The organism is Chromobacterium paludis, from assembly GCF_008275125.1.
GTDB lineage: Bacteria > Pseudomonadota > Gammaproteobacteria > Burkholderiales > Chromobacteriaceae > Chromobacterium > Chromobacterium paludis.
The window spans coordinates 666,738-688,430 of sequence record NZ_CP043473.1; the positions used below are offsets into that span (position 1 = coordinate 666,738).

Annotated in this window: 19 protein-coding genes; 8 read left to right on the forward strand and 11 right to left on the reverse strand. The window is 65.7% G+C overall.

The window, feature by feature from the left end:
- The first annotated feature begins 109 nt into the window (after positions 1–109).
- Positions 110–1,585: a cobyric acid synthase gene (locus tag FYK34_RS03015; protein WP_149294991.1), complete on the forward strand. Its 1,476-nt coding sequence runs from the start codon at positions 110–112 to the stop codon at positions 1,583–1,585.
- Here the strand turns inward: FYK34_RS03015 and FYK34_RS03020 are convergent.
- Both FYK34_RS03020 and FYK34_RS03025 read right to left on the reverse strand, forming a co-directional pair.
- On the reverse strand, positions 1,582–2,334 hold the full coding sequence (locus tag FYK34_RS03020; protein ID WP_149294992.1) for a 3'(2'),5'-bisphosphate nucleotidase CysQ: 753 nt from the start codon (positions 2,332–2,334) through the stop codon (positions 1,582–1,584). The two genes, FYK34_RS03015 and FYK34_RS03020, sit on opposite strands and share 4 nt — an antisense overlap.
- Before the next feature lie 62 nt (positions 2,335–2,396).
- Positions 2,397–4,526, reverse strand: coding sequence for a putative bifunctional diguanylate cyclase/phosphodiesterase (locus tag FYK34_RS03025; protein WP_168209629.1), 2,130 nt, complete (start codon positions 4,524–4,526; stop codon positions 2,397–2,399).
- 231 nt (positions 4,527–4,757) lie between these two features.
- Here FYK34_RS03025 and FYK34_RS03030 point away from each other — a divergent pair, with 231 nt between their 5' ends.
- Positions 4,758–6,428: a diguanylate cyclase domain-containing protein gene (locus tag FYK34_RS03030; RefSeq protein WP_149294994.1), complete on the forward strand. Its 1,671-nt coding sequence runs from the start codon at positions 4,758–4,760 to the stop codon at positions 6,426–6,428.
- Positions 6,429–6,495: 67 nt separating this feature from the next.
- On the opposite strand, the gene fabI is transcribed toward FYK34_RS03030, so the two are convergent.
- Positions 6,496–7,281 (reverse strand): enoyl-ACP reductase FabI, encoded by a 786-nt coding sequence (gene fabI, locus FYK34_RS03035; protein WP_149294995.1) that lies wholly within the window; start codon positions 7,279–7,281, stop codon positions 6,496–6,498.
- A gap of 188 nt (positions 7,282–7,469) precedes the next feature.
- Here fabI and trxA point away from each other — a divergent pair, with 188 nt between their 5' ends.
- From trxA to FYK34_RS03055, 4 genes are all read left to right on the forward strand, one after another.
- The gene (trxA, locus tag FYK34_RS03040) at positions 7,470–7,793 is read left to right on the forward strand and encodes a thioredoxin TrxA (RefSeq protein ID WP_149294996.1); all 324 of its coding nucleotides are present in this window, start codon (positions 7,470–7,472) and stop codon (positions 7,791–7,793) included.
- 121 nt (positions 7,794–7,914) lie between these two features.
- Positions 7,915–9,171, forward strand: a complete 1,257-nt coding sequence (rho, locus tag FYK34_RS03045; RefSeq protein WP_149294997.1) for a transcription termination factor Rho — start codon at positions 7,915–7,917, stop codon at positions 9,169–9,171.
- A gap of 91 nt (positions 9,172–9,262) precedes the next feature.
- On the forward strand, positions 9,263–9,874 hold the full coding sequence (locus tag FYK34_RS03050; RefSeq protein WP_407923592.1) for a trimeric intracellular cation channel family protein: 612 nt from the start codon (positions 9,263–9,265) through the stop codon (positions 9,872–9,874).
- A gap of 11 nt (positions 9,875–9,885) precedes the next feature.
- On the forward strand, positions 9,886–10,485 hold the full coding sequence (locus tag FYK34_RS03055) for a CoA pyrophosphatase (protein WP_149294999.1): 600 nt from the start codon (positions 9,886–9,888) through the stop codon (positions 10,483–10,485).
- 7 nt (positions 10,486–10,492) lie between these two features.
- Here the strand turns inward: FYK34_RS03055 and FYK34_RS03060 are convergent, their stop codons facing one another.
- Positions 10,493–12,367 (reverse strand): diguanylate cyclase, encoded by a 1,875-nt coding sequence (locus FYK34_RS03060; protein ID WP_149295000.1) that lies wholly within the window; start codon positions 12,365–12,367, stop codon positions 10,493–10,495.
- 80 nt (positions 12,368–12,447) lie between these two features.
- Positions 12,448–13,290 carry a carboxylating nicotinate-nucleotide diphosphorylase gene (gene nadC / locus FYK34_RS03065; protein WP_149295001.1) on the reverse strand — a complete coding sequence of 281 codons (843 nt, stop codon included), beginning with the start codon at positions 13,288–13,290 and terminating at the stop codon, positions 12,448–12,450.
- Positions 13,291–13,387: 97 nt separating this feature from the next.
- On the opposite strand from nadC, the gene FYK34_RS03070 reads away from it, so the two are divergent.
- Together FYK34_RS03070 and FYK34_RS03075 are read left to right on the forward strand one after the other, a co-directional pair.
- Positions 13,388–14,062, forward strand: a complete 675-nt coding sequence (locus FYK34_RS03070; RefSeq protein ID WP_149295002.1) for an energy-coupling factor ABC transporter permease — start codon at positions 13,388–13,390, stop codon at positions 14,060–14,062.
- 12 nt (positions 14,063–14,074) lie between these two features.
- A complete protein-coding gene (locus tag FYK34_RS03075) occupies positions 14,075–14,458 on the forward strand; it encodes an MAPEG family protein (RefSeq protein ID WP_149295003.1) in 384 nt (127 codons plus the stop codon).
- 9 nt (positions 14,459–14,467) lie between these two features.
- On the opposite strand, the gene FYK34_RS03080 is transcribed toward FYK34_RS03075, so the two are convergent.
- The 6 genes from FYK34_RS03080 to FYK34_RS03105 all read right to left on the reverse strand — a co-directional run bounded on the left by FYK34_RS03080 (position 14,468) and on the right by FYK34_RS03105 (position 21,687).
- On the reverse strand, positions 14,468–15,076 hold the full coding sequence (locus FYK34_RS03080) for an HAD family hydrolase (protein WP_149295004.1): 609 nt from the start codon (positions 15,074–15,076) through the stop codon (positions 14,468–14,470).
- 91 nt (positions 15,077–15,167) lie between these two features.
- Complete coding sequence (gene murB / locus FYK34_RS03085; protein WP_149295005.1) at positions 15,168–16,193, reverse strand: UDP-N-acetylmuramate dehydrogenase; 1,026 nt, start codon at positions 16,191–16,193, stop codon at positions 15,168–15,170.
- Positions 16,190–17,587, reverse strand: coding sequence for an MATE family efflux transporter (locus FYK34_RS03090; RefSeq protein ID WP_149295006.1), 1,398 nt, complete (start codon positions 17,585–17,587; stop codon positions 16,190–16,192). Before FYK34_RS03090 ends, murB begins: the two co-directional genes overlap by 4 nt.
- Before the next feature lie 67 nt (positions 17,588–17,654).
- On the reverse strand, positions 17,655–17,954 hold the full coding sequence (locus tag FYK34_RS03095; protein WP_149295007.1) for a hypothetical protein: 300 nt from the start codon (positions 17,952–17,954) through the stop codon (positions 17,655–17,657).
- A gap of 308 nt (positions 17,955–18,262) precedes the next feature.
- Entirely contained in the window at positions 18,263–18,979 is a 717-nt protein-coding gene (gene kdpE / locus FYK34_RS03100) for a two-component system response regulator KdpE (RefSeq protein ID WP_149295008.1), read from the reverse strand.
- Positions 18,980–18,999: 20 nt separating this feature from the next.
- Complete coding sequence (locus FYK34_RS03105; protein WP_149295009.1) at positions 19,000–21,687, reverse strand: DUF4118 domain-containing protein; 2,688 nt, start codon at positions 21,685–21,687, stop codon at positions 19,000–19,002.
- Positions 21,688–21,693: the final 6 nt, after the last annotated feature.

Below are 21,693 nucleotides of genomic sequence, written 5' to 3' on the forward strand. Positions count from 1 at the left end.
CCGCCGCTAGAAATTATCCAATGCGCAATTCTGTCGCGCTTTGGGCGGCCGGAATGAATCAAGCCGCCATTCTAAGCGTTGTCAGCCATCCATGCGCAGGGAGATCGCCATGACCGCCAAAACCATCATGATCCAGGGCGCCACGTCCGACGCCGGCAAGAGCGCGCTGGCCACCGGCCTGTGCCGGCTGCTGGTCCGGCGCGGCGTGCGGGTGGCGCCGTTCAAGCCGCAGAATATGGCGCTGAACAGCGCGGTGACGGCGGACGGCGGCGAGATCGGCCGCTCGCAGGCGGTGCAGGCGCTGGCCTGCCGCGTGGAGCCGCACACCGACATGAACCCGGTGCTGCTCAAGCCCAACAGCCACACCGGCTCGCAGGTGATCATCCAGGGCCGCGCCATCGGCAATATGGAGGCGCGCGGCTATCACGGCTACAAGCCGGTCGCGATGCAGGCGGTGCTGGCGTCGCACGCCAGGCTGGCGGAACAGTATCAATGCATCGTCGCCGAGGGCGCGGGCAGCCCGGCCGAGATCAATCTGCGCGACGGCGACATCGCCAATATGGGCTTCGCCGAGGCGGTGGACTGCCCGGTGATCCTGGTGGCCGACATCGAGCGCGGCGGCGTGTTCGCCCATCTGGCCGGCACGCTGGCGCTATTGTCAGAATCCGAGCGCGCCCGCGTCGTCGGCCTGGTGATCAACCGCTTCCGCGGCGATCCGAGCCTGCTCAAGACCGGCGTCGACTGGCTGGAGCAACACACCGGCAAGCCGGTGCTGGGCGTACTGCCCTATCTGCACGACCTGCACCTGGAGGCCGAGGACAGCATGGGCCTGGACAAGCCGGGCGGCGAATCGGGCGGCGCATCGGGTGGCGGCGACAAGCTGCGCGTGGCCGCGCCGGCCGCGCCGCGCGTCAGCAACCACACCGATTTCGACCCGTTGCGCCTGCACCCGCAGGTGGAGTTCACCCTGGTGCGCGCAGGCGAAACCATTCCGCCGGCCGACCTGATCGTGCTGCCGGGCAGCAAGAACGTGCTGGCGGACCTGGCCTGGCTGCGCGCCCAAGGCTGGGAGGAGGCGATACGCCGCCATCTGCGCTACGGCGGCAAGGTGCTGGGCATTTGCGGCGGCCTGCAAATGCTGGGCAGAAAGCTGCATGATCCGGATGGGTTGGAAGGCGAGCCGGGCAGCGGCGACGGCCTGGGATGGCTGGACATGGAAACCACGCTGGCGCCGGAGAAGCGGCTGACGCGGAGGCGCGGCCGGCTGACATTGGGCGACGCCGAGGCCGCCGGCTACGAAATCCACATGGGGGTCAGCGCCGGGCCAGCGTTGGATAAGCCTGCGGTGAGATTCGACGATGGCTCGGCCGACGGCGCGCGCTCGGCAGACGACCAGATCTTCGCCACCTACCTGCACGGCGTGTTCGACGAACCGGCCGCCTGCCAGGCCATCCTGCGCTGGGCGGGATTGGCGGAGCCGGCGGCGCTGGACTACCCGGCGCTGCGCGAGGCCAATATCGACAAATTGGCGGACATGTTGGAAGCGTATTTGAACCTGACGCCTATCCGGCGCTGGCTGCCTTAATTGCCCGGCTCGATTGCCGCCGCGATCGCCGCCAGCAGCGCGGGCGCGCACTCGGGGCGGCAGATCAGCAGGTCCGGCATGCTGATATCGGGTTGATTGTAGAGGCAGGGGCTGCCATCTATGCGGGAGGCGTGCAGGCCTGAGGCCAGCGCCACGCCCACCGGCGCGCAGCTGTCCCATTCGCTCAAGCCCCCAGCGTGCAGGTAGGCATGGGCCTCGCCGCGCAGCACGGCCATGGCCTTGGCGCCGGCCGATCCCATCGGCACCAGCTCGGCGCCCAGCTTGGCCGCCACACGCTCGGCCAGCGCCGGCGGACGGCTGCGGCTGACCAGGATTTTCAGCGGGCCGGCCGGCAGCGGCGGCAGCGCGACAGGGCTGGCCGTGCTGTAGACCAGGCCCAGAGCCGGCAGGGCGACCGCGCATGCGCTGGGAAGGCCGCACTCGGTCAGCGCGATGTGCACGGCCCAGTCATCGCGCTCGCGCTCGGCGTATTCGCGCGTGCCATCCAGCGGGTCGATGATCCAGACGCGGCGCTTGCTCAGGCGGGACGGGTCCGGCGCCGACTCTTCCGACAGAAAGCCGTCTTCCGGGCGCGCCGCCCGCAATAGGTCCAGGATCAGCTCATTGGCATGGGCGTCGCCAATTTTGCCCAATTGGCTGCCGCTGCCATGATGGCCGCGGCGCAGCTGGATCAGCAGTTCGGCGGCATGGCTGGCGGTGATGGCGGATAGCCGGTGATCGTCTGGCATGGCTGGTGTCGCTCCCGGGGATGGCAAAGTGTGCCACCAGGGCCTGGGGCTGACAATATCGCTTAGAAATATTCGATGTCCGGCGGCGCGGGCGGGCCGGCGCGCTGGCGGATGAAGGCCTCCGCCTCGTCGGCGGGGACCGGACGGCACAGCAGGTAGCCTTGCACCATGTCCACGTTGATGCTGGTCAGGAAGGTCAGCTGCTGCTGGGTTTCGACGCCTTCGGCTACGACCCGCAGGCCCATGCGGTGAGCCAGATAGGCGATGGTGTCGCACAACACCGTGTCGCGGTCGTCGCCGGAGATGTTGCGGATGAAGGACTGGTCGATTTTCAGCGTGTCCAGCGGCAGGCGGGTCAGGTAGGCCAGGGCGGAGTGGCCGGTGCCGAAATCGTCGATGGAGGTGTGGATGCCCATGTCGCGGAATTGCCGCAGCATGGAGATGGATTGCTGCGGCGACAGCATGGTGCAGGATTCGGTGATTTCCAGCTCCAGGCAGCGCGCGGGCACGCCGGTTTCCTGCAACAGGCCGGCGATGAAGTCCGGCAGCTCCTGATCGGTAAACTGGGCCATGCTCAGGTTGATCGCCATGCGCAGCATGATTCTCTTATCCAGCCATTCCCGCAATTGACGACAGGCTTCCTTCAGCACCCAGCGCCCCAGGGGCAGAATCAGCCCGCATTGCTCCGCCAGCGGAATGAACAGGGCTGGCGGGATGAGGCCTTTTTGCGGGTGGCGCCAGCGCACCAGCGCTTCCACGCCGGCTACCTGACCGCTTGCCAGCTCGATCTGCGGCTGGTAGTGCAGCACCAGTTGCCCTTGGTCTATGGCGTGGCGCAAGGCTTTTTCCAGCTCCACCCGCTCCCGCAGCTGTTGTCCCAGGGTCGCGTCGTAGAGCTGGATGCCGCCGCCTGTGCGCTTGGCCTCGTATAGCGCCATGTCTGCGCTGCGCAGCAGGGCCTGGCCATCGGCGTCGCCTGGCGCAAGCAAGCTCACGCCTATGCTGATCGACAGGTGCAGCGTCATCTCCTCGATGCAGAACGGCGCCAGCAAAGCCGCTTTTGTCTTGGCGGCCACTGCGCGCGCCGCTTGCGCGTCGGCGCCCACATCCAGCAGCAGGGCAAACTCCACTCCGCCCAGCCTGGCGGCCAGGCCGCGCGGCTCGATCAGCTGGCGCAGCCGCTCGGCTACGCTCTTGAGCAGCAAGTCGCCGATGCGGCTGCCGTAGACGTCATTGATGGTTTTGAAGTCGCCCAGGTCTAGCAGCAGCAGCGCGATGTCTGGCGTCGCGCCGCTGTGTCGCAGCAAGGCATCCAATCTTTCCTCCAGCCCGCTTTGATTGAATAGCCCGGTCAAGGGGTCGAAGTAGGCGAGGCGGTGGATCCTCTCCTGGGCGGCGATGCCTTGCGAGATGTCGATATAACTGACGCGCAGCAGATGGCCGGTTTCACTGGGCAGGCGGCTCAGCCTGACTTCGCAGGGCACCCGCACACCGTCGGCGCGTAGAATGATGCGCTGAAAGACCTGGACTTCGCCGCGTTGCGCGCGGTTGGCATGCATGCGCACGGTTTCGGTGATGGGCAGGCCGTCCGGCTGCTCTTCCGCGTAAAGCGCGGCGGGGCGCATGCCGGTCAGGCTGTCTTGCGGATAGCCGGTCAGGATTTCGGCTTGGCGATTGGCGTCGACGAACAGGCCGCTGTCCAGGTTGTATACCATGATCGCTTCGGGCGCCTGTTCGATCAGGGCGTGAAAGCGCTGTTCGCTCAGCCGCAGGGACTCGGTTTTTTCCTCCACCAGCCGGCTGAGCCGCTTTCTCTGGCGGAACAGTTCCAGGTGGGTATGGATGCGCGCCAGCAGCTCGCCGCGCTCGAACGGTTTGGCGATGAAGTCCACCGCCCCGGCCGCGAAGCCGTCCACCCTCTGCTGGGGATCGGCGTCGGCGCTTAGCAGGAGGATGGGGATATCGCGCGTGCGCGGGTTGAGCTTCAGTTCGCGGCACATCGTCGCGCCATCCATGTCGGGCAGGGCATAGTCCAGCAGGATGAGATCGGGCGGATGCCGGGTGATGGACAGCAGCGCCTCGGCTCCGCTTGCGGCGGAGCCGACCTGATAACCTTGGGTAGACAGCAGGGCAAGCAGCGTCAAGGCGCTATCGCCGGCATCTGCCACCAAAATGTCGCCGGAATCTTCCATGCAGGCCCTCCGAAGGCCATGCCACGCTTGCTCCAGTCTAGCCCTTTTTGCCGATTTTCCCCGCGCGCCCGGCGCGGCGGCCGTGTGCCACGCCAGGGCAAACCTGCATGAATCAGCCCTTCGCTTCTCAATGTTTTGCCTATTGCCAATGGAATGCTTATGTAATTTCTTTGGCATAGGGAAATTCATCATGTTTGGTTAAACTGGCCTTTTTGGGCGGAGTAAGCGGAATTGTTTGGCTTTATGGGGTGGGGGCTGGCCGGCTTGATGGCGCTGTGCGCGCTGATGGCGGCCTGGCATGCGCGCCGCAGCCGTCGCTGGCTGCATTGGCATCCAGAACCCATTTTGCTGGTGGACCGTGCCGGCCGCATCCGCTATGCCAATGCGCAAGCCGCGGCCTTGGCTGAGCGGCCTGCGGGCCGCCTGCGCGGCAGCCGCCTGGCAAACTGGCTGGACGGCGGCGGGCTGGAGGGCTCGCCGGCCTGGATGGCCTTGTTCGCCTCCGGGCGGACGCTGGCAGGCGGCAGCCTGGGACGGCACGTGTGGCGCGCCGGCGGCGGGCAGGTCCGGACGCTGCTGCTGTTGGCGCAAGCCATGCCGGGCGATGATGTGGTGCTGTTGGTGTTGCGCCCGCTGGAGGAGCCGCTGCCGGATCAACCCAGCCAATACCTGGCGCAGAAGCTGTTGCAGACGGCAGAGAGCGACGCGGGCATTGGCTCCTGGGTGCTGCACATGGGCAGCGGCAAGCTGGAATGGAGCCAGGCGGTGCATGATATCTTCGGCACGCGGCCGGATAGCTTCGGCGCCACCGAGGACGCCTATTTCGCTTGCGTGCATCCGGATGACCGCGAGCGGGTGAGGCGCGAGCTGGATCAGTCGATGCGGGGCGCGCGGCCTTTCGATGTCGAATACCGCATCGTGAGGCCCGGCGGCGAAGTCAGGCACTTGCTCGAGCGTAATCACATCCACCGGCTGCCGTCTGGCCGCATCGACCACTTATGGGGCACGGTCATCGACATGACCGAGCACAAGCGGCTGAAGAATCAGCTGCAGCTGTCGCAACTGGCGGTGCGGCATTGCTCGGAGGGCATAGGCATCGCCGATGCGGACATGGCCTGGCTGAGCGTCAATCCCGCGCTGGGCGAGATGTGCGGCGGAGCCGCGCCTGTTTTCCTGCAGCCGGACCGAGACGCCTGTCTGACAGCGGCCGAGCTGTCCGCCTTGCTGGACGGGCGCGCGGTCTGGCAGGGCGAGCTGCGGCTGGCGCGCGGCGGGGGCGCCTTGCCGGTGCTGGTGTCGGCGACCAAGGCGCGCGATGAGGATGGTGGCCCGGTTTCGGTATGGGTGCTCACCAATATCAGCCGCATGAAGGAGACGGAGCACAGATTGCGCGCGCTGGCTTTGTTCGATGGTCTCACTGGCCTGGCCAACCGCACCTTGTTCAACGAGCGGCTGCAGCAAGCCGAGCGCGCCGGGGGCGGCCTGGCGGTGGCTTTTCTGGATCTGAACGGCTTCAAACGCATCAACGATGAGCTGGGGCATGATGCCGGCGACCAAGTGTTGTGCGAGATCGGCCAGCGTTTGCAGGCAGACTGCGCGCCGGGTGAATTGGCGGCGCGCTGGGGCGGAGACGAGTTCGCCGTGCTGCTGCCCGGCGCCGACGATGGGCCGCGGCTGGATGGGCGGCTGGAGCGCTTGCGTGAGGCCGTCAAGGTGGAGCGTTTTCTGGCCGGGACGACGTTGCGGGTCAGCGCCAGCGTCGGGGCGGCTTGCGGAAGCGCTGCCGGAGAGGAATTGCTGGCGCGGGCGGATCAGGCGATGTATCACGCCAAGTTGCGCGGCGGGGAGCGGGTGTGGCTGGATGATGGCCAGGGCGCGCGCGCCGTCGAGCGGCATCCGTGATCGCGGGCGGAAAAGGCAAGACGGCGCGCATGCCGCGCCGTCTTGGCTTCCATCCGTTGCGCCGGGCTTACTCCGGCACGTTCAGCGCATTGATGCTGTAGCCGGCGTCGACATAGGTGATCTCGCCGGTAATGCCGGAGGACAGGTCGGACAGCATGAAGGCGGCGGCGTTGCCCACCTCTTCGGTCGTCACGTTGCGGCGCAGGCAGGCTTGGCTGGACGCCATGTTCAGCAGCTTGGAGAAGCCGGAGATGCCGGAGGCGGCCAGGGTCTTGATCGGGCCGGCGGAAATGCCGTTGACGCGTATGCCTTCCTTGCCCAGGCTGGCGGCCATGAAGCGCACCGAGGCCTCCAGGCTGGCCTTGGCCAGGCCCATCACGTTGTAGTTCGGGATCGCGCGCACCGCGCCCAGGTAGGACAGGGTCAGCAGCGAGGCCTTGCGGCCCTGCATCATCGGGCGCGCGGCTTTGGCCAGCGCCGGGAAACTGTAGGACGACACATCGTGGGCGATCTGGAACGCTTCGCGGCTCAGGGAGTCCAGGAAGTCTCCTTCCAGCGCTTCGCGCGGGGCGAAGCCTATCGAGTGCACCAGGCCGTCCAGACCGTCCCATTCCTTGCCCAGCTCGACGAACAGCTGGTTGATCTCGTCGTCGCTCTGCACGTCGCAGCGGAAGACCCGCTGGGAGCCGAAGTCGGCCGCCATCTCGCGGACGCGGTTTTCCAGCTTGTCCACCACGTAGGTGAAGGCCAATTCGGCGCCCTCGCGGTGACAGGCTTGCGCGATGCCATAGGCGATGGAGCGGTTGGAGATCATGCCGGTGATCAGGATTTTCTTGCCTTGCAGAAAGCCCATTGGGTGTCCTTCTCGTGTAAACAGCGCGTCATTATACCGAATGCCGGCCATTTGCAGCAGGCCTCGCCTTGGCTGGATAGGCGTGCGTTGAGCAAAACGGGGCGTTGGGCATGCGGCGGGCGGTTGCCCCTCGCGCCGCCGCTTGCTACCATCTCAGATTAGGCAAGCAATTTAATGACGAGGAAGCCATGAGCGAGATCCGCCACATTACCGATGATTCTTTCGAGCAAGACGTGCTGAAGGCCGGCCTCCCGGTGCTGGTAGACTACTGGGCTGAATGGTGCGGTCCGTGCAAGATGATTGCCCCCATCCTGGACGAAATCGCCAAGGAATACGACGGCCGCCTGCAGGTGATGAAGCTGAACATCGACCAAAATGAGCAGACGCCGCCCAAGTTCGGCATCCGCGGCATCCCGACGCTGATGCTGTTCAAGGACGGCCAAGTGGCCGGCACCAAGGTGGGCGCGCTGTCCAAGAGCCAGCTGACCGCCTTCATTGACAGCTATCTGTAAAGCGTCTATTCTCCACGCACAATCTTCAAAGCGGGTGGCATAAATGCCGCCCGCTCCGTTTACGCTTCCACACCCCCGACGGCGTTCCGCCTGATACTACCGAGTCGACCTCACGACCGCTATGCACTTATCTGACCTCAAACATCTTCATGTTTCCGAACTCGTGGAAATGGCGATTTCCAACGAGATCGAAGGCGCCAACCGGCTGCGCAAGCAGGATCTGATCTTCGCGCTTCTGAAAAACCAGGCCAAAAAAGGCGAGAGCATCTTCGGCGAGGGCACGCTGGAAGTGCTGCCGGACGGCTTCGGCTTTCTGCGCAGCCCGGATACCTCGTATCTGGCCGGCCCGGACGACATCTACGTCAGCCCCTCGCAGATCCGCCGCTTCAACCTGCATACCGGCGATTCGATCGAGGGCGAGATCCGCACGCCTAAGGACGGCGAGCGCTATTTTGCGCTGGTGAAGGTGGACAAGGTCAACGGCGAGGCGCCGGAGAATTCCAAGCACAAGATTCTGTTTGAGAACCTGACGCCGCTGTTCCCGACCGAGCAGTTCAAGCTGGAGCGCGACATCCGCGCCGAAGAGAACATCACCGGCCGCATCATCGACCTGATCTCGCCGATCGGTCGCGGCCAGCGCGCTCTGCTGGTGGCGCCGCCGAAGTCGGGCAAGACCGTGATGCTGCAGCATATCGCGCACGCCATCACCGCCAACCATCCCGATGCGACGCTGATTGTGCTCTTGATCGACGAGCGCCCGGAAGAAGTGACCGAAATGCAGCGCTCGGTGCGCGGCGAAGTGGTGTCGTCCACCTTCGACGAGCCGGCCACCCGCCACGTGCAGGTCGCCGAGATGGTGATCGAGAAGGCCAAGCGCCTGGTCGAGCACAAGAAGGACGTGGTGATCCTGCTGGACTCCATCACCCGTCTGGCCCGCGCCTACAACACCGTGGTGCCGGCATCCGGCAAGGTGCTGACCGGCGGCGTGGACGCCAACGCGCTGCAACGCCCGAAGCGCTTCTTCGGCGCCGCGCGCAATGTGGAAGAGGGCGGCAGCCTGACCATCATCGCCACCGCGCTGATTGATACCGGCAGCCGCATGGATGACGTGATCTACGAGGAATTCAAGGGCACCGGCAATTGCGAAATCCATCTGGACCGCAAAATGGCGGAAAAGCGCATTTTCCCGGCGCTGAACATCAACCGCTCCGGCACGCGCCGCGAAGAGCTCTTGGTGCCGCAGGACCAGCTGCAGCGCATCTGGGTGCTGCGCAAGCTGCTGTATCCGATGGATGATCTGGAGGCGATGGAGTTCCTGCAGGACAAGATCAAGGCGACCAAGTCGAATCAGGCTTTCTTCGACTCGATGCGCCGCTAAGCGGACGACGTCGCCAACCATGCCAGACCATGCCGGTCTGGCATTTTTTTTGGTACATTGGAACATGGATTTGCCAAACCGCATTTTTCAAATGGAGTGGTTCTCCGCCATCGGCACTGCCGCCTTTGCCTTTTCCGGCTACCTGGTGGGCGTGCGCAAGCGGCTGGACCTGTTGGGCATCGCCATCGTCGCGCTGCTGACCGCGATTGGCGGCGGCATCATCCGTGACGTGCTGGTCAATCGGGTGCCGCTGGTGTTCTTCGATTACACCAATCTGGTCATTATTGCCGGCACGGTGCTGCTGGCCTGGCTGGCGGGCTTGCACCGGCGGCGCAGCCGCGCGCTGGAGGGCCTGTTCGTGCTGGCGGATTCGCTGGGCCTGGTCGCGTTCAGCCTGACCGGCGCCCAGGTGGGCCTGATGTTTGATCTGAATGCCTTCGGCGTGGTGGCGCTGGGCTTCATTACCGCAGTGGGCGGCGGCGTGGTGCGCGACATGATGGTCAATGATGTGCCATTCATTTTGCATAAGGATTTCTACGGCACGGTGGCCATCGTAGTGGCGGGCGGGCTATGGCTGTTCGACTGGCTGGGCTGGGTGGGCACCTGGTCCTTGCAGTTGCTGTTCTGGCTGGGCTTGGCCCTGCGCCTGCTGGCGCACGCGCGCGAGATCAATCTGCCCAAGATAGGCAGGCGCGCACAATAAGGATGAGGGTTATGGAGGCGATGGAGGCTGGCGGCGCCGCGCAATGGATAGCACAGCGGTTGCGCGCCTATGATTTTACCGGCAAGTCGGGCGACCTGCCGTGGCGGGCGGCGCGCGAGGGGCTGCGTCCAGCGGCGGTGTTGGTGCCGTTGATCTGGCATGCGGGTGAGCCTACGGTGCTGTTTACCCGCCGCGCCGACCACTTGCCCAGTCATCCCGGCCAGGTCAGTTTTCCGGGCGGCAAGCTGGAGGCGGGCGATGGTTCCGCGGAGGCCGCGGCGCTGCGCGAGGCGCGCGAGGAGACCGGTTTGGCGGAGTCCGGCGTGCATGTGCTGGGCCGTCTGCCGGATTACGTCACGATAACGGATTTCGTGGTGACGCCGGTGGTGGGCTTGTTGCGGCCGCCGTTGGCGCTGGCGCCGGCCCCGGGCGAGGTGGCGGAGGTGTTTGAGGTGCCGCTGCGGCGTTTGCTGGACAAGACGGCTTACAGCCGGCATGACTATGTGCGCGACGGCGTGGTCGGCCGCTACCTGGCTTTTGAATGGCAGCGCCATACCATCTGGGGCGCCACGGCGGCGATGATGTGGATGTTGGCGGACGCGCTGGCTTAGCCGGCGCTTACGGCGTGTCCTGATCGCACAGTATGATGTTGCGGCCGGCCAGCTTGGCCTCGTACAGCAGCTTGTCCGCGCGCGAGACCATGGTGGCCGGCGTGTCGCCCGGCCGCCAGTCGGTGATGCCGCCGCTGAAGGTGATGCGCTGCTCCACGTAAGGGAAGGAAGTATGGGTCAGCGCCGTCTGCATGCGCAGCATCACCTTGTGCGCGTCGCGCAGCCGCGTGTAGGGGAAGATCACCATGAACTCTTCCCCGCCGATGCGGGCATTGATGTCGGTGTTGCGCGTGGTGTCGCGCAGCGCGTTGCCCACGGCCACCAGCACGTCGTCGCCGGCCTGGTGGCCGTACAGATCGTTGAATTTCTTGAAGTAGTCGATATCGAATACCGATATCGCCATGGTCTGGCCGTAGCGTTCGCAGCGGCTGATTTCATCCCTTAGCACCATGTCGGCATGGCGGCGGTTGTAGAGCCGGGTCAGCGGGTCGGTGATCGCCATTTCCGCCAGCTGCAGATTGCTTTGGTGCAGCTGTTGCTCCAGCTGCTTGCGTCCCGAAATATCGTACAGCGCGATCAGCGACGACGGTTCGCTCTCCCGGCTGAGGCTTTGCAGCGAGACGATGGCCCACAGCTTGCTCTTGTCTTCCAGTTCCAGTTCGATCTCGCGCTGCAGCGCGTCCTCCCCATCCAGCAGCCATTGCTCCACCGGTTGCAGTTTCAGCGGCAGGTTCAGCTCTTGGCCGGCCTTTTCCGGCTGCGGCGGCGGCAGGTGCAGCATTTCGCGCGCCGGCGCGTTGGCATGGCGGATGCGCAGCGTTTGCGGATTGACCAGCAGCAGGCCCAGCGGGGCGATGTCGAGAATGCGGCGCGCCTGCTCCTCGCTCTCGCGGATTCTTTCATTGCCGCGCAGCAATTGCTGATGCTGCTTCAGATTGGACAGGTGCTTGCGCAGCGCCAGTAGCGTCAGCGCCGCCACGAACAGCCAGCCGGGCAGCGCCAGCCAGGCCTTGTCCCAGACATAGCGAGTGAAATCCTGGCGTGAAATGCCCACCGCCACCTGGAACGGGTAGCTGCCGGTTTGACGCACGCTATACAGCCGCATGGAGCCGTCGAAACTGGACGGCGCGCTGAACAGCATCTGGTTGGCGTCGCGCGACAGCATGACGTGGGCTTGCAGCGGCCGATAGCTTTGCGCGTCCGCGTCTTTTACCTTGGGCCAGCGCGCCACCGGCAACTGGCGCTGGTCCAGCACCAGGATCTCGCCATGTTCGCCCACGGTCAGGCGGCTGACCTCGTCCTGAAAGAAATCATGGTTGATCAGGCCGGTGGCCATGCCAATCAGGTTGCCGTCCGCGTCGTGCAGCTTGTTGGCCAGCAGGATGCCGCCGGCGGTAGGGCTGTGCATGACCGCCGTGTATTTGCTTTCCTGCGGGTCCACCCGATGCAGCCAGCGGCAGAATTCATTGTGATGGGCATGGGCGTTCGCGCCGCGGCCCGTGCTGAATATGGTCTGGCAGGCGGTGTCGACGATTTCGATCTGGCTCAGATACGGCGCCAGCTGCAACTGCTGCTGCAGCTTCTGCTTCAGGCTTTGCTGGGCGTCGGGCGGCAGGTTGCCGCTGCGCAGCAGCTTCTGCACCTCGGGAATCTGGTTGCTGCTTTGCAGGATCAGGCCGGCCTCATGGATGCCTGAGCTCAGTCGTTCTGACAGCAGCTGGCTCAAGCCATTGGCCTGGTGGCTGGCCTCGTGTTCCACCTGGCGGTAGCTGATGCCCAGATCCAGCGCCACCAGTCCCAGCGTGACCAGCAGCAATAGCGCCGCCCCCCACTTGGCGTGGCGCGCGGAGCGTAATACCTGCTTGCGGTGGGTCAGATCCATGTTCGAGGCCAGCTTATGCAATGCTGCTTATTGTTCGAAAGCCTTCAGTATGACAGCTTAGGCCCTTGCTGCGTAGTCGCTCACAGGGCAAAGCGCATGGATAGATCGATGGCGCGCACGTCCTTGGTCAGCTTGCCCACCGAGATGCGATCCACGCCGGTGGCGGCGATGGCGCGCACGCGGTCCAGATCGACGCCGCCGGAGGCTTCCAGCTCGGCGCGGCCGGCCGTCATCGTCACGGCTTGGCGCATGTGTTCGAGGCTCATATTGTCCAGCAGGACGAGCTTGGCGCCGTGGCGCAGCGCTTCTTCCAGCTGCGCCAGCGTTTCCACTTCGATCTGCAGCGTGACGCCGGGCGGCAGGTCGGCCTGCGCTTGCGCCATCGCTTGGGCAATGCCGCCAGCGGCCATGATGTGGTTTTCCTTGATCAGGATGCCGTCGAACAGGCCGATGCGCTGATTGGCGCCGCCGCCCACGGTGACGGCGTATTTCTGCGCCAGGCGCAGGCCGGGCACGGTCTTGCGGGTGTCCAGAATGCGGGCGCGATGGCCGGCGGCGGCGTCGACGTAGCGGCGGGTCTCGCTGGCCACGCCGGACAAGAGCTGCAGGAAGTTCAGCGCGCTGCGCTCCGCGGTGAGCAGCGCGCGCGCCGGGCCGGTGATGCGGCACAGCTCGCCGCCGGCGGCCGCGCACTCGCCTTCGGCGACCCGCCATTCCACCGCGCAGCGCGCGTCCACCTGGCGGAGGCACTCGTCGAACCAGGCCTGGCCGCAGATCACGGCGTCTTCGCGCGCGATGACGCGGGCGGTGCCGGACTTGTCGGCCGGAATCAGGCGGGCAGTCCAGTCGCATTGGCCGATGTCTTCGGCCAGGGCCAGGCTGACTTGCTGGGCAATCAGGTGCGGGGCGGGTAGGGCGGTCATGCAGGTCTCCGTAAAAAGCGTATTGTAGCGGCTGCGCGCTGAAAATGGCGCGCCGGCTCTGGTATGCTGTCAGCCTCAGCACCTTAAACTTTATGTCATGGATTTGCCGGCTTCCCTGTTTGGTTCATGGTTTCCCTGGCTGGCCAATGGACTGGCGCTGGCCGGCCTGGGCTTGGCGGGCTGGCGCGTGCCTTGGCGCCGGCTGGACGCCGCCGCGCTGAATGCCTGGATGGGCGCCTGCGTGCTGGATGTCATGCTCTGGCTGCTGCGAGCGGGCTTGCACGCGGGCTTGTCTTTCCATTTGCTGGGCGCCGCGCTGTTCACCCTGCTGATGGGGCCGTGGCTGGCCTTGCTGGCGCTGGCCGCGGTGCAACTGGGCCTGGCCGCAGGCGGCCATGCGGATTGGCAGGGCTTGGGCTTGAACTGGCTGCTGACGGCGCTGCCGGCGGTGGCGGTGACCGGCGGCGCGCTGGCGCTGGCGCGGCGTTTCTTGCCGGCGCATTTCTTCGTCTATATCTTCGTCAACGGCTTCCTGGCCGGCGGCGCCAGCCTGATTGGCGCCGCCCTGTGCGGCTTGCTGGCTTTGGGGCTGGCCGGGGCGTATGCCTGGGATGATTTATTGACGGAAGCCTTGCCATATTACTTTTTGTTGTCGTGGTCCGAGGCCTTTACCACCGGTCTCTTGCTGGCGGTGCTGGTGGTGTATCGCCCTGGCTGGGTGGCCACCTTCGACGACGCGCGTTATCTCGGCGACAGGCCGGGCAAATCTTGAGGAGGAGTCTCGATGCCATTCGTGTTGTGGAGCTTGCTGCTGGCGGCCTTGCTGCCGTTGATCTGGGCCGGCGTGGCCAAGGCCGGTGCCCGGGTGGATAACCACCGGCCGCGCGAGTTTGCGGCGAGGGCCGAAGGCTATCGGCAGCGCGCCGGCTGGGCCCAGCAGAACGCCTGGGAGGCCTTGCCTACCTGGGTGGCCGCCGTCATGGCGGCCTGGCTGATGAAGGTGCCGGCCGCCGACATGAACACCGCCGCCGGCGTGTTCATCGCAGCCCGCCTCGCCCACGGCCTGCTTTACATGGCGGATCAGGCGGCGCTGCGCTCGCTGTCCTGGCTGATCGGCCTGCTGGCTGTGATCTATCTCTTCCTCCAGGCGGGCGGGGTGCAGGGCTGAGGCGGGTATTTACAGCCAGCCCTGCGCGCGCAGCGTAGCCTGCAACGGTTCGAATCCTACGGTGTGGAAGGCCTGCCAGCCGGCGGCGCGGGCGGTTTCCACGCATTCGATATTGTCGTCGAAGAAGGCGATTTGCGCGCCTTGCAGGCCCAAGGCCTGCTCGACGTGGCGATAAATGGCCGGGTCCGGTTTGCGCAGGCGGATTTGGTAAGAGGCGAAGACCTGGTCGAACAGATCGACCAGATGGAATTCCTCGCTGACCTGCTGCCAGTGGCAGCTGTTGATGTTGCTGAGCGCGGCCAGTTGCCAATTTGCGGACAGCGCTTGCAGCAGCGGGCGGGCGCCGCGAAAGGCGCCGGCGTTCCAGCTGCGCAACTGGGCCAGCATGGCTTCCGGCGCTATCTGCAGCTGCAGCTCGTCCGCCATGGCGGCGGCGAATTCAAGCGGCGTGCATTCGCCCAGATCCAGCCTGGCCGCCCACGGCGTGTGCATCCAGAACTGGCGGGCTGCTTCGCGGTCCAGCCGGCCGGCGGACAGGCGGATCAGCGGATCGATGCCATTCCAATTGATCAAGACGCCGCCCAGGTCGAACACCAAGACTTCCGGTTTGCTGCTCATTGCGTTTCCTTCTTCTGATGCATCGGTTCCAAGAATTTGCGCCAGGTTCTATGACTGGATCCGCGCGCGCGGCGTCAGTTCCCGGCCGGGGTTACAAAATCAGCGGCTCCGGCTCCAGCGCCACGCCGAAGCGCTCCCGCACCGCATCCTGCACCTTTTGCGCCAGGGCGCGCAGTTGCCGGCCGCTGGCCTGGCCGTGGTTGACCAGCACCAGCGCCTGCCTGTCGTGCACGCCGGCGTCGCCGTCGCGGTAGCCCTTCAGGCCGCATTGGTCTATCAGCCAGCCGGCCGCCAGCTTGACCTGGCCGCCGGCGGCCGGGTAGTGCGGCAGATTGGGATGAGCGGCCAGCAGAGCCTGGGCTTGCGCGGCGGGAATGACCGGGTTCTTGAAGAAGCTGCCCGCATTGCCCAGCACGGCCGGGTCCGGCAGCTTGCTTTGGCGGATGGCGATCACGGCGCGGCTGACATCCAGCGGCGTCGGCTCCGTTATGCCGTCGGCGGCCAGCTGCTTGGCGATGTCGCCGTAGCCGGTGCGTAGGTCTGGGCGGCGGGACAGGCGGAAGCGCACCGCCGTCACCAGCAGCGTGCCGGCCGCCTCATGCTTGAACACGCTGTCGCGGTAGCCGAAGCGGCAGTCCGCGTTGGACAGGACCAGCGCTTCGCCCTGCCGGTCCAGCCGCGCGCAGACTACCTCATGCAGATGGTCCTTCACCTCCACGCCGTAAGCGCCGATGTTTTGCACCGGGCTGGCGCCCACCGTGCCGGGGATCAGGCTCAGGTTTTCCAGGCCGTACCAGCCTTGCGCCAGCGCATATTGAACGAAGCCGTGCCAGTTTTCGCCGGCGGCGGCCTCGACGATGACGGCGTCGCCATCCTCCGCCAGCAGCCGGATGCCGGACAGTTCCATTTTGATCACCAGGCCCGGATAGTCTTGCGTCAACAGCAGATTGCTGCCGCCGCCCAGCCATAGCACGGGCCCTAGTCGATAGCGCGGATGGGCCAGCAGGGCGGGAAGGTCGGACAGGTCGCTCAGGCGGCAGAAGTGGGCGGCGCGGGCCGCCAGTCCAAAAGTATTGAAGGGACGCAGGTCGACGTTTTCTTGAAACTGCAGAGTCATAGCAGGATTCCTTGGTCGCGGCGCAGCCGTTTTCTGCTGGCGCGGGCCAGATAATAAGTCAGCAGCAGGCCGGCCAGGCTGAGGCTGATCACCAGCGCGGTCCAGAAGCCGTAGATGCCCATGCGCGGCACGATCCAGTCGGTCAGGCCCAGCACGATGCCCAGGCCCAGCCCGGCCACCCAGAACGAGACGATGTGAATGGCCATCGGAATGGCGGTGAGCTTGTAGCCGCGCAAGGCGCCGGAGGCGATGGTCTGGGCGGCGTCGGTCAACTGGTAGACGGCGGCGAACAGCAGCAGCGTCATGCCCATGGCGATCACGCGCGGGTCTTGGCTATACATGCGCATGATGGGCTCGCGCAGCAGTAGCACCAGGATCATGGCGCTGCCCGCCATGGCCAGGCCGATGGCCAGGCCGACGCCGGAAATGAAGCGCGCGGACTTGTAGTCGCCGGCGCCGGCGTGGTGGCCCACGCGCACCGACAGCGCGGTGGCCACGCTCTGCGGCAGCATGTAGATCAGGCTGGAGAAGTTCAGCACCGACTGGTGGGTGGCCACCACCACGGTGCCCAATTCGGCGATCAGCAGCGCGATGAAGGAAAACAGGCTCACTTCGACGAAGAAGGACAGGCCTATCGGCGCGCCCAGCTTGAAGAAGGCGGCGAAGCGGCCCCAGTCCGGCGCGGCGAGGCCAGCCAGGATGCGGCTGTCGCGGAAATGGCGGTGCCAGCTGACATAGGCCAGCAGGGCCAGGCAATTGAACCAGAACACGATGCCGGTGGCCCAGCCGCAGCCGGCGCCGCCCATCTTGGGCAGGCCGAACAGGCCGTGGATCAGGATGTAGTTGAGCGGAATGTTCAAGGCCAGCGCCAACAGGCTGACTACCATGATGGGCTTGGGATGGCCCAGGCTGGAGGCGTAGGCGTGCAGCGCGCGGTGGACCATGGCCGCCGGCATGCCGATGGCGGCGCCGGTGACAAACAGCATCACCTTGTCCACCACGGGCGGCGGCAGGCTCAGCACATGGCGCAGCGGCGCCTCCAGCAGCAGCATCAGCAGCGCGCCCAGCGCGCCCAGCAGCAGGCCGAACCACATGCCCTGCGCGGCATCGCGGCCGAATTCGCGCGTTTCGCCGGCGCCAAGGTGGTGGGACAGGATGGGATTGAGCGCCGTCACCACGCCCATCAGCGTGACATAGACGGTGATGAACACGCTGGCGCCCAAGGACACGGCGGCCAGGTCGTCGGTGCCGACGCGGCCGGCCATGACGGTATCGACGAAGCCGGTGGCCACCTGGGCGATCTGGGCCACCATCATCGGCAGCGCGAGGCGCGCGATCTGGCGCGCCTCGGCCAGGATTTCATGGCGCGGGGCGCGATTGAGTTCGAACAGCATGTTGTTGCGGAGCGTGCGGCGGAAAAGCTTGATTATAGCCGCCGCGCCGCCATGCTGTCGCGCCGGGTCAGATCCTGACCGGCGGGTCGCGGCGCAGATCGCAGCTGATGATCAGCGCGTCGCCATAGCGGGCGTTGATCGCCAGCGCGTCGGCCAGGCTGATGTCCTGCACGGTCACGTGCTGGTCGGCTTGCTCCACGTCATAACCTTGGTCACGGGCGAAGTCGGCGAGCGCATGCAGGGCATGCTCGTCGCCGGCGGGCAGGGGGGTGGCGCTCAGGCTGCCACAGAGGGGGCGAGGTCTTCCCACGGCATCAAAAATCGCAAAAGAGAAATCGGTATAGCTGTCTTGCAGGCAGTCGTACATTTTGGCTCTCCAGGTTCGGTCGCGCTGCGCGTGCCGAGCCTGGCGGCCGGCGACGCTTTAGCAGGATTTTTCGGCGCCCTGCAAGTTGTCATTAACTCGGCGCCTGCCCCGACGGGGCGAACCAATTTGAAGCGGCATGCGGGAGAGCGATGCCGGCCAGCCATGAAAAAACCCGCTGGCCGTTAAAAGCGCAAGCGGGTTGATCCGTATACGCTTTAGCTGGCATTTATCAAGCGCCCGCAAGCTGTGTCAAATCGGCGCATGTGGGCCAGAATATGCCGCTGGCAGAGGGCTGTCAAGCCCGCCGGTCATTCCTCGGCCAGGGGCGGGGCGTTTTCCACCAGGCGGTAGCCGACGCCGGTTTCGGTGACGATGTGGCGCGGCATGGCGGGGTGCTCTTCCAGCTTTTGCCGCAAGTGGCCCATGTACACGCGCAGGTACTGGTTGTGCTCGGAGAAGGATGGCCCCCACACCGCCAGCAGCAGCTCGCGGTGGGTGATGACCTTGCCGGCGTTGCGGATCAGCGTGGAGAGCAGCCGGTATTCGATGGGCGTCAGATGCACCGGCGCCTCGCCCTTGCTCACCAGGCGGTTGACCAGGTCGATCTTGATGTCGCCGAACTGGAAGGTTTGCTGCGGCGCGGAGCTGCCGTGGATGCGGCGGCGCAGCAAGACGCGGATGCGCGCCAGGCATTCGGCCACGCCGAAGGGCTTGGTCAGGTAGTCGTCGGCGCCGGCGTCCAGCGCCGCCACTTTCTCGGTTTCCTGGGTGCGCGCCGACAGCACCAGAATGGGAATGTCGGTCCATTCGCGCAGGCTCTGGATCACGTCTATGCCGTTCATGTCCGGCAGGCCCAAGTCCAGGATGGCCAGGTCCGGCTTGCGGGTGGCGACTTCTATCTGGCCTTGCTTGCCGGTTTCGGCCTCGTAAACCGTGAGGTTTTCTTCTTCCAGCGCGGCGGACAGGAAGCGGCGGATAGGCTTCTCGTCCTCGATGATCACTACGGAAATCGGTGCGTCGTTCATGGCGTATCGCTCTTGTGGTTTCAGGCGTCTTCCGGCGGCAGCTCGGGCGGCGCGCCGGCCGGCAGCGTGAAGGAGAAGCGGGCGCCGTGCGGCTGCGCGTTGCCGGCCTCTATCGTTCCGCCGTGGTTTTCTATGATGGCGCGGCAGATGGCCAGCCCCAGCCCCACGCCGGGGGTGGTGGATTCGGGCGCGCCGCGCGTGAATTTGTCGAAGGCCCGCTGCTCCATATTGGCCGGCAGGCCGGGGCCGTCGTCGCTCACGGTGATGCGGACCTTGTCGCCGTCGTGGCTGGCGGCCAGCTCGATGCGCGAGCCGGCCGGCGTGTACTTGCCGGCGTTTTCCAGCAGATTGACCAGCACGCGTTCTATCAGCACCGCGTCGTACTCCAGCACCGGCAGGTCATGGCTCAGCCTCAGCTCCAGCCGGTGATGGCGCAGGCTGCGCTCGCAGGCGCGCACGGCGCTGCCCACCACCTCGTCCAGCAACTGCCACTCCTTGTTCAGCTTGACGCCGGATTGCAGCCTGGCCATGTCCAATAGATTGGTCACCAACTTGTTCATGCGCAGCGCCTCGTCCTGGATGGACTGCGCGATGTCGGCCTGCTGCTCCGGCGGCAGATGCGGCGAATTCAGCATATTGGCCAGGCCCAGCATGGTGGTCAGCGGCGTGCGCAGATCGTGGGATACGACGGACAATACGCTGTTGCGCAGTCGTTCCGACTCCATCGCCACGATGGCGTCCTGCGCCACCTCCACGTAATGCACGCGCTCCAACGCCAGCGCGATCTGGGCGGCGCAGGTTTCCAGCAAGCGCTGCTGTTCCGGCAGGAAGGCGTGGATGGTTTCCTCGGGCAGCAGGGCGATGACGCCGCGCACGCGCATTGGCGCCTTCAGCGGCACGTAGAGCGCGGCGTTGGAGGGCAGCGTGTTGGTGCCGAGCCCGGCGGGCTGCAGATTGTCGAAGACCCATTGCGCCACGCCGGTATCGGCATCATTGCCGTTTTCGGTGGCCGCGCGCAGCTGGTCTTCGCTATTGGGGATGAACAGCATCACCTTGGCGCGGAACAGCGGTTCCAGCTGGCCGATGGCGGTTTCTATGATTTGCGAGGCCGTCAGCGCGCTGGCCAGCTCGCGGCCCAGGTCGTACAGCGCGCGGGTGCGCCGTTCGCGATAGGTGGCGATGGTGGCTTCGAAGCGGAAGCGGGCGGTCAGCTGGCTGATGACCAGCGCCACCACGAGCATGACGATGAAGGTTAGCAGATACTGGGTGTCCGATACCGCAAACGACAGCTGGGGCGGCACGAAGAAAAAATCGAAGGCGGCGACGGACAGGAAGGACGCCAGCACGCCGGGGCCGCGGCCGTAGCGGGTGGCGATCAGCACCACCGCCAGCAGATGCACCATGATGACGTTGGACAACGCGAAGTAGGGCACCAGCAGGTGGTTGAGCTCGGTGGTGGCGAAGCAGATGGCGGTGGCGGCCAGATAGCCGCGCCGCGCCTTGCCGTCCTCGTCCTCGCCGAACAGCAGGCTGCGCACGCGCTTGCCGCGGCGCTCGGTTTCGTCCTCCAGATCATGCGCCACCACGTAAACGTCGACATCGCCGGACTGCCGGGTCAGCTCATTGACCAGCGAGCCCTGCCATAGCCGCGCCAGCGCGCTGCGCGCGGATTTTCCCACTACCAGCTTGGACACGTTGCGGGTGCGGGCGTAGGCCAGCAGGGTGGCGGCCAGCTCGCTGCCGCCCAGCACCGTGGTTTCGGCGCCCAGCTCCTGCGCCAGTTTCAGGCCTTTCAGAATGCGCGCGCGTTGTTCTTCGGGCAGTCTTTGCAGATGCGGCGTTTCCACGTAAACGGCGATCCAGTCCGCGTCCAGATTGGCGGCCAGCCGCTTGGTGCTGCGGACCAGCTTTTCCGTGCCTGGCCCCGGTCCGACGCAGACCAGCAGCCGCTCGCGGGCGTGCCAGACCGGGGTGATGGACTGGTCGGCGCGGTAGGCGCGCATCTGCGCGTCCACCCGGTCTGCGGTGCGGCGCAGCGCCAACTCGCGCAAGGCCAAGAGATTGCCCTTGCGGAAGAAGTTCTTGACCGCGCGTTCCGCCTGGTGCGGCACGTAGACCTTGCCGGCGGCGAGGCGGGACTGCAGCTCGTCCGGCGGCAAATCCACCAGAGAGACTTCATCGGCCATGTCGAACACATGATCGGGCAGCGTTTCCCTGACGATGATGCCGGTGATCTGGCCGACAACATCGTTAAGGCTCTCAAGGTGCTGCACGTTGAGAGTGGTGTAGACGTCGATGCCCGCGGCGAGCAACTCCTCCACATCCTGCCAGCGCTTGGGATGGCGCGAGCCGGGCACGTTGGAGTGGGCGAACTCGTCCATCAGGATCAACTGCGGCTTCCGCGCCAGCGCCTGGTCGATGTCGAATTCCGACAAGGCGTGGCCCTTGTATTCGATGCGGCTGGGCGGCAGCACTTCCAGGCCTTCCAGCTGCGCCTCGGTTTCCTTGCGGCCGTGGGTCTCCACCACGCCGATCAGCACCCTGACGCCTTCTTGCTGCTTGACGCGCGCGGCGGCCAGCATGGCGAAGGTCTTGCCCACGCCGGCGCAGGCGCCGAAGAAAATCTTCAGCCTGCCGCGCTGCGCTTCCAGCGCTTCGCGTTTCAGCTCGTCAAGCAGGGCATCCGGGTCGGGGCGCTGATCGGTCATGGGGGC